A 14,098-nucleotide genomic window follows, 5' to 3' on the forward strand; every position below is an offset into this window, starting at 1 on the left:
TAGTAATAATCTGAAGAAAAAAAAGAGCAAACTAAGTTTATAATTTGCTCTTTTTGTTTATGCTAATTCATTTTCTAGAATGTTCAATTTAATCATGCATTCTTTCATTTTCATGAATGTACGTTCTATATCGGCATCTAAACCAATTGAGAACCTAATTAATCCATCACTTAGCCCCATTTTTGCTTGTTCGTCTTCTGGGATTTCGGAGGATGTAGAAGTCCCTGGAGCACTAAAAAGTGTTTTGTAAAATCCTAAACTGACTGCCAGATAACCAAGATTCTCTTTTTGCATCAATTCCATCAGACTATTTGCTTTTTCTATATTACCCACATCAATTGTGAGCATTCCACCAAAACCATAGGTTTCGTTCATCATTGATTTAAATAGGTTATGGGATGGATGTGATTTCAAACCAGGGTATACTGTTTTTAGGCCAATATCTTCAAATTTTTGGGCTAAGTACAAAGCATTTTTGCTGTGCTGAAGCATCCTAATGTGTAACGTTCTTAAATTTTTAAGAACAGAAGCAGACCTGAGACTGTCCATTGTAGAACCTAGAAGCATGGCTGCGCCACTATTAACATCTCTCAGCTGATTAATAAACTCCTGACTGCCACAAACAACACCAGCTACGGTATCTGAAGAACCATTGATAAACTTTGTTAAACTGTGAATCACGACGTCAGCACCGAGTTTAAATGGTGATATTGATAGCGGTGAAAAGGTATTATCTACAACAAATTCTAAATTATACTTTTTAGCCAGTTTTGATAGTGCTCTTATATCTGCAACTTCTAACAGAGGATTGCTTACCGCCTCACAATATAACACTTTGGTTTGGCCAGTAATTGCATCTTCAATAGCATCCAAATTAGTTATGTCTATGAAAGATGTTTTAATACCTAATCTTGGAGCAAAGTTCTTTAAGAAAGCGTAAGTGCCTCCATATATAGTTCGACTGCTTACAATGTGATCGCCAGCATCGCATAATTGTAATAAAACAGGGGTTATAGCACCCATACCAGATGCTGTAACTGTTGCAGTTTCTGTTCCTTCCATAGCCGCCAAGGCTTCTCCTAAATATAGGTTTGAAGGCGATGAATGCCTGGAATATAAATAACATCCTTCGGCATTTCCTTCAAATGTATCAAACATAGTTTTTGCCGATAGAAACGTATAAGTAGATGAATCAGAAATTGAAGGGTTAACACCACCAAATTCGCCAAAGTACTGTAGGTCTTGAATATTGTTTGCAGGTTTAAAATCCATTGTTGTAATATTTAATTAAATCAAATTTCACTTTTTTTTGAATAAATATCAATTGGTTTGCATTTTATTAGAAAAAAAAGGTATTAATATTAAATAATATAGTATATTTTTCATTATTTAAATTAGTTGCAATAGGTTTGCCGAAAAATCATAGGTCATGATACTAGATAAAACTGATAAAAAACTCTTGAAATTACTCCAAGACGATTCTAAGCAAACAAATAAAGCATTGTCCATAGAGCTTGGCTTGTCGGTTACTGCTGTTTTTGAAAGGATAAAAAAGCTTGACGCCAATGGTATAATAAAAAAATACGTAGCCTTAGTTGACAAAAAAAGAGTTAACAAAGGTTTCGTTGCATTTTGCCATGTTAAACTGATACAGCATTCTCAAGATTTTGTTGTAAGTTTTGAGAGAGAGGTGGCACAACTCGAGGAGGTATTAGAATGCTATCATATAAGTGGTGACTATGATTATTTGCTGAAAGTGTTGGTAGAGGATATGGAAGCTTTTAGGGAATTTATGGTAAAGAAACTAACTAGAATCAACCACATAGGGAGCACACATAGCATGTTTATGATTAATGAAGTAAAACATACAACGGCTATTGAACTTTAGTCAGTGCCTTAATAACTTTTTAATATTAATTATGTATTACCAACTATATAGGAAGAGATACGTTACAAGCAGTCTGATTCTGAATAGCAAGAACCTGAGGTCATTTTGTGGCTTGCTATTGCTATTTATTTTTTCATAAATTTGGTAAAACGCTACGACTTAGATGAATTATAACAAAATCTTGGACCTCTACACGTCCATATTTAGCTCCTACGATAAACCTTCGTTAGAGACACACATCAAGAAAATCATTGAGTTGGATAGTTATTTACCGTATAGCTCAACTTTTTTTTGTGTTACTAATACACAAACCTTGAGCTTTGAATACGTTAGTAAGAACTATAAGTCCTGTGTTGGATTAAATTCTGAAGATTTAAAGGAAAAGGGCATGCGTTATTTTTGGTCTAGGATTCATCCAGATGATTTGGAAAATTGGCTTAAAGCGTTAAATGAGTTGATGGAGTTTACAATGGGTAATATTACTGAGACAGATAGGCAAAAAGCAAATTACACCTGGAATTATAGATTTAAAAATGCGAATGATGTATATGTAAATATCGTTCAAAATACCACGCCACTTGCTTTTGATAGTAACAATAAACCTATCATTGGTCTTGCGCATTATACAGTATTGGATTCTAATCTTAAACTAGACATATCAGCTTCAGCAAAACTGTTGAACGATAAAAATGAATACGAAACTATTTTTTTTAATTCCTATTCACAAAAGTTGTTAAACGGTGGTATCAGTAATCGAGAACGCGATATTATAAGGCTCTTAATTCAAAATTTTAGTAGTAAGGAAATATCTGAACGTCTAAATATCTCATCTCATACGGTAGATACCCATAGAAGGAATATTCTGAAAAAATTAAACATTTCATCTACGGGTGAGCTTATTGGTATATTGAAGCTCAATCAGAACATTATTTAGTGATGAATTTACTCAAATTGAGTATTGTAGGGTAAGGAAAATTGTAAGAAATTTACAAAGCTATTAGTTTATTCTTAGGGGAATTAAAAAAAGTGTCATTGGTTTTAATCATTAGACACTTTTTTGATGCAGGTATCTTAAAAGGTATTTCGCCAAAAAACAAGCTACTTCTTACCTCAATTTTAATCTATATCGTACTTTTGTAGTCGTTTTAAAAACCGAAATACTTTTATATGAAATCATACGATGTAGCAATAATAGGTTCTGGCCCCGGTGGTTATGTAGCAGCGATAAGATGTGCCCAATTGGGTATGAAAACTGCCCTAATAGAAAAATATTCAACATTAGGCGGAACGTGTTTGAACGTTGGTTGTATACCGAGTAAGGCCTTACTAAGCTCCTCTCACCATTATGAAGAGGCTACAAAGCATTTTGAAGAACATGGGATCGAAATTCCAGGCGAAATTAAAGTGAACTTAGAAAAAATGATTGCCCGAAAACAAGCTGTTGTAGACCAAACAACAGCTGGGATTGATTTTTTAATGAAGAAAAACAAAATTGATGTTTACGAAGGTCTTGGTTCGTTCATCGACGCAACACATATTAAAATTGACGGGAAGGATGCAAGTGAAATTGAAGCAAAGAAAATAATTATAGCTACAGGAAGCAAACCGAGTAATTTACCATTTATAACAATAGATAAAGAGCGAATTATAACCTCTACTGAAGCGCTCAAGTTAAAAGAGGTACCCAAACATCTAATTATCATAGGAGGTGGTGTAATTGGTCTAGAATTAGGTCAGGTATACTATAGATTGGGTGCAGAAGTAACGGTTGTGGAGTATATGGATCGCATACTGCCAACTATGGATGCTGGACTTTCAAAAGAACTTAATAAAGTTTTTAAGAAGGCAAAATGTAATATGATGATGTCCCACAAAGTAAAGTCAGTACAACGTAAAGGGGAAGAAGTTATTATTACTGCAGAAAATAAGAAAGGAGAGACCGTTAAGTTTAAAGGCGATTATTGTTTGGTATCAGTTGGTCGCAGACCTTATACTGATGGATTAAATGCAGAAGCAGCAGGCGTAAAAATTAATGATAGGGGACAAGTAGAAGTAAATGAACATTTACAAACCTCAGCACCTAATATTTATGCGATTGGAGATGTAGTAAGAGGGGCGATGTTAGCGCATAAGGCCGAGGAGGAAGGTGTTTTTGTGGCAGAAACTCTAGCCGGCCAGAAGCCACACATAGATTACAATTTAATACCAGGTGTTGTCTATACTTGGCCAGAAGTTGCAGCTGTGGGTAAAACAGAAGAAGAATTGAAAGCTGATAACGTTGAATACAAAGTTGGCCAATTTCCATTTAGAGCTTTGGGTAGGGCGAGAGCAAGTGGTGATATAGATGGTTTTGTAAAGATATTGGCAGACAAAATCACCGATGAAGTACTAGGCGTACATATGATTGGTGCACGTTGTGCAGATTTAATTGCTGAGGCAGTAACTGCGATGGAATTTAGAGCTTCTGCAGAAGATATTTCAAGATATTCACATGCACATCCAACATTTGCAGAAGCCGTAAAAGAAGCAGCATTAGCCGCAACAGAGGATAGGGCTTTGCATGTATAAATACATTGTTTAAAGACATAAAAAAGCGAACTTATTAGTTCCCTTTTTTATGTCTGCAACTCAGCAATGAGATCATTAATCCGTAAACGTTTACTATAATCGGCTTCGTTTATATCTCTGACAAAACAATAGGCAGAAATCTCTTCGTTCTTTACTTTATGAGACAATTCTTCAACTTTAAATGGTCCAAACTCTTTAGATTTTTCTATATAATAGAATTTATGCTCATAAATAACATTACTGGCTTTCTGTTTATATTTTTCCTTTAAATAGTCCTTAATATCGTCAACCGAGTTCAACTCGCTTTCATAGTTAGTTGTATTAATATAAACAGCAAAATCCTTTTTGTCCTGTCGATTTAATACCAAAATATCGTTATCCTTAAAATAGGCTTTTACTCTAATTAATCCATCTTCAGTTTCTATAGAAAAGACATTTCTTGCGTTTATATACCAAGATGTATTTATAATCTGGTTTCTGCGCTTAATTTCTAAGATATTGTCTTTTCTAAATGTATAAACGGATTTCTTTTTTGATATACCATTTACCAAAACCCATTGCTGATTTATAAAATGGGAATCATGATGAAGATCAAAATCAAATGGTTTAAGATTAGGTATCGACTTATGTAAGTAATCTTCCATTAATTAGGTTAAATTTAATGCAACAGCACAGGTTAGATTTTGGACTACGAATTTCAAGTTAATAATAATCTGCCAAACAGAAAATTTTGAGTTTTAATCTTCGATAAACGACAAAATCTTTTCTGTTAATTGTCTAGGTACTTGATGTTAATCTTAGAATATTAACATTCATCGTTGATAACAATTTTAACATATGTTAATTTTTCAGGGTTGCTATCCTTAATATTGCAATGCTTAATTGCAATTCATTAATGGAAGAACTCACGCTAACTACACCTGCACTTTTATTTTCTGCAATTTCCCTAATTATGCTTGCATACACTAACAGATTTTTGGCTTATGCAGCAATTATAAGAAACTTGAGTGAAAGGTTTTTGGAGCGAAGGGAAGAGTCACTTATTAGACAAATCAATAATTTGAAATTACGCTTACAGCTAACGCGCTGGATGCAAATTTTTGGAATAGCGAGTTTGCTACTCTGCGTTCTTACCATGTTCTTAGTTTATATAGATCAACATGTGATTGCTGTATGGATTTTTGGAGTGGCTTTATTGCTGCTTATTATGTCTTTAGCATTTTTAATTTGGGAGATACAGATCTCAACGAATGCACTTAAGCATCACCTTAGAGATATTGAAGATCAATTTAAATTGTAATTTTTTGAAATTAAATGTGACATCATAAAGCAAAGCGTGTCTTAATTACAACCAACTGAAAACCAATAGTAAAAAATTGACACCAACGGATGTTCATAGCCTAACCGATGAAGCACTCGTAGAGGCAATCGTAAAAACCAACGACACATTGTTGTTTGAGGTACTGTACGATAGATATGCCACCATGGTGTATAATAAATGTTACGGGTTTGCAAATGGCGTCGATGAAGCAAAAGATTTAACACAAGATGTGTTTTTAAGAGTATTTGTTAAACTCGGAAGTTTCAAAGGAAAATCAAAATTCTCAACATGGTTATATGCATTCACTTACAACCATTGCGTGAACTATGTTACCCGAAATACGGCGAAGAAGATTGAGAAGAAATCCGTAAGTTCTGATAGTATTGAAAACATTGGTGAAGATGTAGACTCAACTCGAGAGTTTCAAAGTATGCGTGTGGAAAAGTTGAAAAAGGTAATGGATCTAATTTCACCAGACGAAAAAATGATACTATTACTAAAGTACCAAGACAACTTAACCATTAAGGAGTTGTCTGAAGCTTTAGATATTGGCGAAAGCGCAGTAAAAATGCGATTAAAAAGAGCGAAAGAAAAATTAGTACAGAAGTACGATAATTATACAAAGAATGGATAATCCATTTAAACATATTAATCAACCGTTAAAGGAGGTTCCTGCAGAATTGAAGAGCAAGGTTATGCATGACATTGCCATGGCAAAACTATTAATGGAATTGGCAGAATTGTTTTCCTATAATCTAGGTTATATCATTGATAGCGTTAGTAAAAACAGAAAAGATATTACTTAATAAACCCTAACTTAAATCTTATTAGTATGGAAAAAATGACAGAATTCAAAGAGGTAATGCTAAAATCCTTGACCTCCATGTGGATGGAAATTACCAATGTATTTCCAAACATTATTGGAGCCTTAGTTGTATTTATATTTGGTTGGATTATCACCAAAATAATTGTACGAATTATCAAAAAAGTGTTGAAGCTTGCTAAAGTTGATAAGTTAGACGATAAGCTGAATGAAATTGAAATTATAGAGGGTAAGGAGCTTAATTTTGATACAGTTAAAATCATTTCAAATTTTGTGAAATGGTTAATGTATATTGTTTTATTAATAACAGCTTCAGATATTTTGGGCCTTGAGATAATCTCTACTCAGATTAGTGAACTGTTGAGCTACCTGCCAAAGCTATTCGCTGCACTTTTAATATTTACGCTAGGATTATTATTTGCAAATTTTGTGAAAAACGGCTTGAGATCACTATTCGAATCAATGGATCTTTCCGGTGGTAAATTGATTAGCCAAGTTGTTTTCTTCTTGCTACTTACTTTTATTTCAATTACTGCACTAAATCAGGCTGGAATAGATACTGAAATTATTACCGATAACATAAACATGATTATTGCAGCTTTCCTATTGGCCTTTGCCATAGCTTTTGGTCTAGGTGCCAAAGAAGTTGTTGGAAAATTGCTAAAATCATTTTATGCGCGTAAGACGTACGAAATTGGGCAAAAAATTGAATTCAACAATAAGAAATATACAATTGAAGCGGTAGAAGGCATTTCTGTAAAGCTTAAAAATAAGGATGGTCTTTTAGTAGTTCCTATAAATGATATTGTAGAGAATCAAGTGCAAATGCAGGACTAACTATAAGGTTAGGGTTATAGATTTTATATTATATAAAATGCGGTCCTGTAGCACTTGAGATATTGAGAATCTCTTCCATTTTTTGGAAGAGATTTTTTTTATTTGCGTCTATTTTTTCGCTTATTTGAGCTTTTGTCACCTCGTGTTTTTGGTTTTTTATACTTTTTGGCAATTTCACGTTTATAAGAACCACCAAGATTTACCTTTTTGTTTTTTGCTTTCTTTTCATGGATTGATTGCCCCTCTTTACCATTACTAGTGCGCTTAATTGGGTTATGCCTTTCTTTTTGTTTAGGACGTTCTTCGTCAATTAATTCAGTTGATATTTCAATATATTCCGGTATCTCAGCTAAAGGAATTTTAAATTGCATTAGGGACTCAATACGTTTTCTGGCCTCTTGTTCTTTTTCTGTAGAAAGTAATATAGCATGACCTTCTTTTTCTGCTCTACCAGTCCTTCCAATTCTGTGCATATAGTTCTCTGGGTATTCTGGAGTGTCAAAATTGATTACATGAGAGATATCATCGATATCCAAACCGCGAGCCATAACATCTGTTGCTACTAGCATGCGGTGCGCTCCAACACTGAATTGTTCAATACTTTTTAGTCTGTAATTTTGAGTTTTATTAGAATGTATAACACAACATTCTCCAGGAAAAAATTCTTCCAGTTTTTCGTAAAGCAAATCTGCCATGCTCTTGTACCCAACAAAAATTAATACTTTACTATGTAAGTCTCTGATTTTAAGGAGGTCTTGAAGAAGATTTACCTTGGTGTAGAAGTTTGGTACATTATACCGTTGTTGATTTATATTTTCTAATGGTGTGCCTGAAACAGCAATTTGAATTTTTTGAGGGGTTATGAAAAAGCCTTGGATAAGACTGTCCACATCTTTTGTCATAGTTGCTGAAAACATAATATTTTGCCTGCGTTCTGGCAGAATGTCAAAAATATTCATCAGTTGATGTTTAAACCCTAAGTCCAACATTACATCAACCTCGTCAATTACCAGCTTCTGTATAGATTTGAGTTGCAAAACCCTACTCATTGCTAGATCATAAAGTCTGCCTGGGGTGGCAACAATAATATCTAATCCCTGCGCTACAGCTTGCTTTTGAGTGTTAATATTTGTACCTCCATAAACCCCTAAAACACGATTATTAATATACCTTGAAAGCTTTTCAATCTCTTCAGCTACTTGTACAACTAATTCTCTTGTAGGAACTATAACAAGTACTCTAGGGTTATCTTGTCTAGAATACTTAAGATGCCGTAAAATGGGTAGCATGTAGGCAAATGTTTTTCCTGTTCCGGTTTGCGCTATTCCAACCATGTCTCTTCCGGAAGCCACTACATTAAATGCTTCTTTTTGAATCGGGGTTGGTGTTTCAAAACCAAGGTCATCTAGAGCATTATATATTGGTGTATTAAGGTTTAAATCTCTGAAAGTCAAAATGAAAAGTTTTCACAAATCTACATCAAATAAATTGTAGCACTAAATCATCGAAACTATTTAAAAGGCATTAAATCTTTTCTAGTATTTTTGAGCTCAATAAAAAGTGTATTGAGAACAACGGTTTCCTATAAACTATCTGACCCACTAAAATTTAAGTACAACCTTTTACAGTGGTGCCAGAAATACAGCGAAATCATTTGGTTAGATTCTAATAACTATAGTGATAAATATGGTAATTACGATGCCATATTAGCTGTTGATGCCTTTACAAGTTTAAAGACTGACTTTACAAATGCCTTTAATGCCCTCCAAGATTATCAATCTAGCGTTAAAGATTGGATATTTGGCTATCTCACATACGATTTAAAAAACAATATTGAAGACCTTAAATCCCAAAATTATGACGGTCTGGGATTCTCTGATTTGTTTTTCTTTCAACCAAAAAAACTTTTTTTAATTAAAGGGAATAAAGTTGAAGTGTCTTATCTAAAACTAGTTGACGATGAAATAGAATCAGATTATAGAAGTATTGAGCGTTTTGAACCTTTAGAAGTATTCCATTCTGATGACCAGATAAAAATTAAATTAAGGATTCATAAAGACGAGTATTTTGAAAAAGCAGAACAAATGCTGAAACACATTCAGCATGGCGATATCTACGAAGCTAATTTTTGCCAAGAATTTTACTCGGAAGATTGTCAGATAAATCCGCTCGACACTTTTATTAAACTAAATAACATTTCAAAACCGCCCTTTGCTACCTTTCTAAGGGAAGACGATAAATATTTAATATCTGCTTCGCCAGAGCGCTATATAAAAAAGACTGGCAGCAAAGTAATTTCCCAGCCAATAAAGGGAACGGCCAAACGTTCCTTAAACGTTGAAGAAGATCAGAAATTAGCCTTTGAGTTATCAATAAATGAAAAGGAGCGAAGCGAAAACATAATGATTGTAGATTTGGTTAGAAATGACTTGTCGCATACCGCAAATAAAGGAAGTGTGAAAGTTGAAGAACTCTGCAAGGTTTATTCTTTCTTGCAGGTACATCAGATGATTTCTACTATTTCATCCGAAGTTAATCCGGAAGTTTCTCCGATTGAGCTTTTAAAAACTACTTTCCCAATGGGTAGCATGACGGGTGCTCCTAAAATTTCTGCCATGAAAATTATTGAGAATCTAGAAGAAACAAAACGTGGTTTATACTCTGGTTCTGTTGGTTACTTCAGTCCAAATGGCGACTTCGACTTTAATGTTATTATCAGAAGCATACTATATAACCAAACCAATAGATATGTATCCTATTCGGTAGGCAGTGCAATCACAGCTAAAAGCAATCCAACGCATGAGTACGAAGAATGTTTAATAAAGGCAAAGGCCATGCGAGAAGTACTGGAGAACTGATATAAGCTCTTATGGTTCTAATACTCAATTAAAATTCAGAAGTTTTATTCTAAATGGCTTCTAAAGCTTTTTTTAACACGATCGAAAATCAACTCTACACGCTCTTTAGTTATATGTTTTATTTTGGCAATGTCCTCGAATTCTAGATTTCCAAAGATGTATAAATCTACAATATTAGAGATGTTAATAGGCAACCAGCTATAAAATCTTCCGAATACTTTAGGAGATTCGCTTGGTGATAAATCCTCCAATTCAAAAGCACGCAACATAGAGGCCTCTTTATCTTCGTATAAGTAAAGGTGGTTATTGTGGTCTTGTTTATAGGAAATATCACTAAGTTCTGTATTCAAAATTAAATCAAGATCGGCATCTACAGTGAAGTCTTCACCTAATCTAGAGATTTCATCATCCAAAATAGAGTTAGTACTTATGGTATTTTTATGATAAGCCTCTTTTTTAAACAGCTCATTCATGTAGTTGTCTACAAGTTTAAAAAGTTCCAATTTTACTGCCATTCGGTCTGCCTCAATATTAAAACCCTTAGTATAAAGTTCAATGATACACTCATCAATAATTCCATTAGATGAGTACATGTTTTTTGGTAATATCCCTGTACTTTCTGCTATATAAATTCTATGCTTCACATAGGGATGTAAATGTGGCACTGCCGATAAAACCTTTTTGTCAAAAGCAGTTTGGGCAGATTTTGATGATAATTCTTTAAATGTACTCATGACCTATTTTTTAATGTTTTTTAAAGCTATTAATATTGTCTTTTAAATACTATGACAATTGTCATTTTGCGATATTATAAGATTGTAGGACCTGCTCAAAATTGTATCTTTACAAGATGCAAGAGGCATTTAATGAAAATACAAAAAAGCACCTTGAATTTCTGTTAAATTCTAGGATAATTATTGCGGTATCTGGTGGAATTGATAGTGTGGTATTATCCCATTTATGTGCAGATTTAGGTTTAAACTTTGCACTGGCCCATTGTAATTTTAATTTAAGGGGTACTAAAAGTGATGCAGATGAAGAATTTGTTATGGACCTTGGAGATAAATTAGAGACTGAGGTCTTTGTTCAAAATTTTGAGACCATCTCATATGCTAAGGATAATAAGCTTTCCATTCAAATGGCTGCTCGCGAATTGCGCTATAATTGGTTAAACGAACTTGCTGAGCAATTGCAATTTGATTATATCCTTACGGCACACCATGCAGATGATAATCTCGAAACATTTCTTATAAACTTCTTAAGAGGCACAGGTCTTAATGGGCTCACTGGTATTCCTGAAATTAATGGTAACATTGTAAGGCCTTTATTGTCTTTTTCAAGAAAGGAGATTGCGAATTGTGCACACCAGAAGCATATTAAATGGCGTGAAGATGAGAGCAATTCGACCAGGAAATATTTGCGAAATAAGCTAAGACACGAGGTTGTACCAGTACTTAAAAAAATAAATCCACAATTATTGGAGGGTTTTAAAAACACGTTAGAAAATTTAAATGATACAGCCGACATTGTTGAAGAAAGCCTTAATGCAGTGGCCAAAAGAGCTATTGTTAGTATTGACGAGGATGGTGTTACGTATAAGATTTTAGAATTTAAAAAGGTTAATAATTCTAAAGCCTACCTATTTGAAATGTTTAAGGCTTACGGGTTTACCGAGTGGAATGATATAGTTGGATTATTGGATGCAGAAACAGGTAAATACGTGAAGTCAAACTCACATAAACTTACTAAGCATCGACAACATCTAATTCTAACAGATTTGGATAAGGAATTGCCAAATAATGAGTGTACCTTAATTGACGAGACCAATATGTCTAGTGAAACACCAATAGGGACATTAACACTTGAGGATACCAAAAACGCACAAGACAATACTAGTACTACGATTTATGTAGATAGAGCTAAATTAAAGTTTCCACTTAAATTAAGACTTTGGCAAAAAGGAGAATACATATATCCGCTCGGAATGCAAGGAAAAAAGAAATTGAGCAAATTCTTAAAAGACGAAAAACTTACACCTTTTCAAAAGGATACAACCTGGGTGTTAGAGTCTAATGGAGATATCATCTGGGTTGTTGGGCGACGAGCGGATGATCGATTTAAAGTAACTAAACATACCGATAAAATCCTTAAAATTGAAATTCTTTGAAGGTTCGAGGAAACATAATAGATATTCTAAATAGAAGAATTTTCAAAGGTGAAATCACGATTGAAAATGATAAAATCGTTGAAATCCTTGAAAAGAATTGTCAAGAAAGCCATTACATCTTACCAGGTTTTATAGATGCTCACATTCATATAGAAAGCTCCATGCTTGTTCCTTCAGAATTCGCGAAAATTGCTGTAAAGCACGGCACTGTGGCAACGGTATCAGATCCTCATGAAATTGCTAATGTACTTGGCCTGAAAGGTGTTGAATTTATGATTGAAAATGGCAATAAAACGCCGTTCAAATTCAATTTTGGTGCACCTTCTTGTGTGCCGGCAACACATTTTGAGTCTGCCGGAGCTGTTATTGATGCAGATGGTGTTAAACAACTTATGGCTAATCCAGATATAAAATATCTTTCAGAACTCATGAATTACCCTGGAGTAATCCATGAGGATGATGAGGTCACAAAAAAAATAGAGTATGCCAAGTATTATAATAAGCCCGTTGATGGTCATGCTCCCGGATTACGGGGAGATGATTTAAGCAAGTATATAAAAGCAGGTATAAGTACAGATCATGAGTGTTTTGCTTATGAAGAAGGTTTGGAAAAACTTCAAAAAGGCATGAAAGTGCTCATCAGAGAAGGGAGTGCAGCTAAAAATTACGAAGCGCTAAAAAATCTGATCGATAAGTATTACGACGAAATGATGTTTTGTAGTGATGATAAGCACCCTGATGATTTGTTGTGCGGCCATATCAATCAACTTTGTGCTCGTGCTGTTTCGGATCGAAAAGATGTTTTTAAGGTATTGCAGATGGCTTGTATAAACCCTATAAAGCATTACAATTTGGATGTGGGATTGCTAAATGTTGGCGATAGTGCAGACTTCATTATTGTTGAAGATTTAGAATCTTTTAGAACACTTCAAACCTACATCAATGGAAAATTGGTCTATGATAATGGTAGATCAAATATAAAATCAGTAGATTTCGAGATTCTCAATAATTTCCGCGTTAAACCCAAACAGATTGCAGATTTTAAGATTAAGTCTATTGCAAAACAAATACGCGTCATCGATTGCTTGGATGGTGAGTTAATTACGAATGAGCGTATAGAAAATGCGACTGTTGAAAATGGTTATCTAGAATCAAATACCAAAGAAGATGTTTTAAAAATTGCTGTAGTTAATCGTTATAAAAATGAGAAACCAGCAGTAGCCTTCATTAAAAATTTTGGCCTCAAAGAAGGTGCAATTGCATCTTCTGTGGCCCATGATTCGCACAATATTATTGTTGTGGGCGTATGTGATGAAGCCATATGTAAAGCAGTAAATCTCATTATCAAAAACAAAGGAGGTATTTGCGCCGTTACAAACGCCGCGGAAGGTGTTTTGCCGCTCCCAGTAGCTGGTATAATGAGCGATAAACATATAGAGGAAGTTGGTAAAGCCTACGCTAATTTAGATAAAATGGCAAAACAAATGGGGTGCACTCTAAAAGCGCCTTATATGAGTTTGTCTTTCATGGCTTTGTTGGTTATTCCGTCACTTAAAATCTCAGATAAAGGCTTGTTTAATGGTCAAATATTTCAGTTTACCAGTTTAGAAGTCAATTAACATTTCCTTCAAACTTT

14 protein-coding genes are annotated in these 14,098 nt (G+C 34.1%); 10 read left to right on the forward strand and 4 right to left on the reverse strand.

All coding sequences use genetic code 11. The features are described 5' to 3' along the window. Positions 1–57 precede the first annotated feature (57 nt). A complete protein-coding gene (locus LBU54_RS11130) occupies positions 58–1,272 on the reverse strand; it encodes an aminotransferase class I/II-fold pyridoxal phosphate-dependent enzyme (RefSeq protein ID WP_224529438.1) in 1,215 nt (404 codons plus the stop codon). Positions 1,273–1,429: 157 nt separating this feature from the next. Here LBU54_RS11130 and LBU54_RS11135 point away from each other — a divergent pair, with 157 nt between their 5' ends. The 3 genes from LBU54_RS11135 (at position 1,430) to lpdA (ending at position 4,456) form a co-directional block, all read left to right on the forward strand. After that, positions 1,430–1,888, forward strand: coding sequence for an Lrp/AsnC family transcriptional regulator (locus LBU54_RS11135; RefSeq protein ID WP_224529440.1), 459 nt, complete (start codon positions 1,430–1,432; stop codon positions 1,886–1,888). A 163-nt stretch (positions 1,889–2,051) separates the two neighbouring features. Beyond that, the gene (locus tag LBU54_RS11140) at positions 2,052–2,822 is read left to right on the forward strand and encodes a LuxR C-terminal-related transcriptional regulator (RefSeq protein WP_224529442.1); all 771 of its coding nucleotides are present in this window, start codon (positions 2,052–2,054) and stop codon (positions 2,820–2,822) included. Positions 2,823–3,055: 233 nt separating this feature from the next. Continuing rightward, a complete protein-coding gene (gene lpdA, locus LBU54_RS11145) occupies positions 3,056–4,456 on the forward strand; it encodes a dihydrolipoyl dehydrogenase (protein ID WP_224529443.1) in 1,401 nt (466 codons plus the stop codon). A gap of 47 nt (positions 4,457–4,503) precedes the next feature. Here the strand turns inward: lpdA and LBU54_RS11150 are convergent, their stop codons facing one another. Continuing rightward, a complete protein-coding gene (locus tag LBU54_RS11150) occupies positions 4,504–5,100 on the reverse strand; it encodes a hypothetical protein (RefSeq protein WP_224529445.1) in 597 nt (198 codons plus the stop codon). 251 nt (positions 5,101–5,351) lie between these two features. Here LBU54_RS11150 and LBU54_RS11155 point away from each other — a divergent pair, with 251 nt between their 5' ends. The 4 genes from LBU54_RS11155 (at position 5,352) to LBU54_RS11170 (ending at position 7,437) form a co-directional block, all read left to right on the forward strand. Continuing rightward, on the forward strand, positions 5,352–5,756 hold the full coding sequence (locus LBU54_RS11155) for a DUF2721 domain-containing protein (RefSeq protein WP_224529448.1): 405 nt from the start codon (positions 5,352–5,354) through the stop codon (positions 5,754–5,756). Between the two features lie 76 nt (positions 5,757–5,832). Next, positions 5,833–6,411: an RNA polymerase sigma factor gene (locus LBU54_RS11160; RefSeq protein ID WP_224529449.1), complete on the forward strand. Its 579-nt coding sequence runs from the start codon at positions 5,833–5,835 to the stop codon at positions 6,409–6,411. Next, complete coding sequence (locus LBU54_RS11165; RefSeq protein WP_224529450.1) at positions 6,404–6,583, forward strand: hypothetical protein; 180 nt, start codon at positions 6,404–6,406, stop codon at positions 6,581–6,583. The genes LBU54_RS11160 and LBU54_RS11165 overlap by 8 nt, the downstream gene beginning before the upstream one ends. 26 nt (positions 6,584–6,609) lie before the next feature. Further along, complete coding sequence (locus tag LBU54_RS11170) at positions 6,610–7,437, forward strand: mechanosensitive ion channel family protein (RefSeq protein WP_224529451.1); 828 nt, start codon at positions 6,610–6,612, stop codon at positions 7,435–7,437. A 98-nt stretch (positions 7,438–7,535) separates the two neighbouring features. On the opposite strand, the gene LBU54_RS11175 is transcribed toward LBU54_RS11170, so the two are convergent. Beyond that, the gene (locus LBU54_RS11175; RefSeq protein WP_224529452.1) at positions 7,536–8,891 is read right to left on the reverse strand and encodes a DEAD/DEAH box helicase; all 1,356 of its coding nucleotides are present in this window, start codon (positions 8,889–8,891) and stop codon (positions 7,536–7,538) included. Positions 8,892–9,002: 111 nt separating this feature from the next. Here LBU54_RS11175 and LBU54_RS11180 point away from each other — a divergent pair, with 111 nt between their 5' ends. Then, on the forward strand, positions 9,003–10,295 hold the full coding sequence (locus tag LBU54_RS11180; protein WP_224529453.1) for an anthranilate synthase component I family protein: 1,293 nt from the start codon (positions 9,003–9,005) through the stop codon (positions 10,293–10,295). Between the two features lie 44 nt (positions 10,296–10,339). Here LBU54_RS11180 and LBU54_RS11185 read toward each other — a convergent pair whose 3' ends face one another. Continuing rightward, on the reverse strand, positions 10,340–11,029 hold the full coding sequence (locus LBU54_RS11185; protein WP_224529454.1) for a hypothetical protein: 690 nt from the start codon (positions 11,027–11,029) through the stop codon (positions 10,340–10,342). Between the two features lie 116 nt (positions 11,030–11,145). Between LBU54_RS11185 and tilS the strand changes: the two genes are divergently transcribed. After that, the gene (gene tilS, locus LBU54_RS11190; protein WP_224529455.1) at positions 11,146–12,462 is read left to right on the forward strand and encodes a tRNA lysidine(34) synthetase TilS; all 1,317 of its coding nucleotides are present in this window, start codon (positions 11,146–11,148) and stop codon (positions 12,460–12,462) included. After that, a complete protein-coding gene (ade, locus tag LBU54_RS11195) occupies positions 12,459–14,081 on the forward strand; it encodes an adenine deaminase (RefSeq protein ID WP_224529456.1) in 1,623 nt (540 codons plus the stop codon). The genes tilS and ade overlap by 4 nt, the downstream gene beginning before the upstream one ends. Positions 14,082–14,098 lie beyond the last annotated feature (17 nt).

Source organism: Winogradskyella alexanderae, from assembly GCF_020166335.1.
Classification (GTDB): Bacteria; Bacteroidota; Bacteroidia; order Flavobacteriales; family Flavobacteriaceae; genus Winogradskyella; species Winogradskyella alexanderae.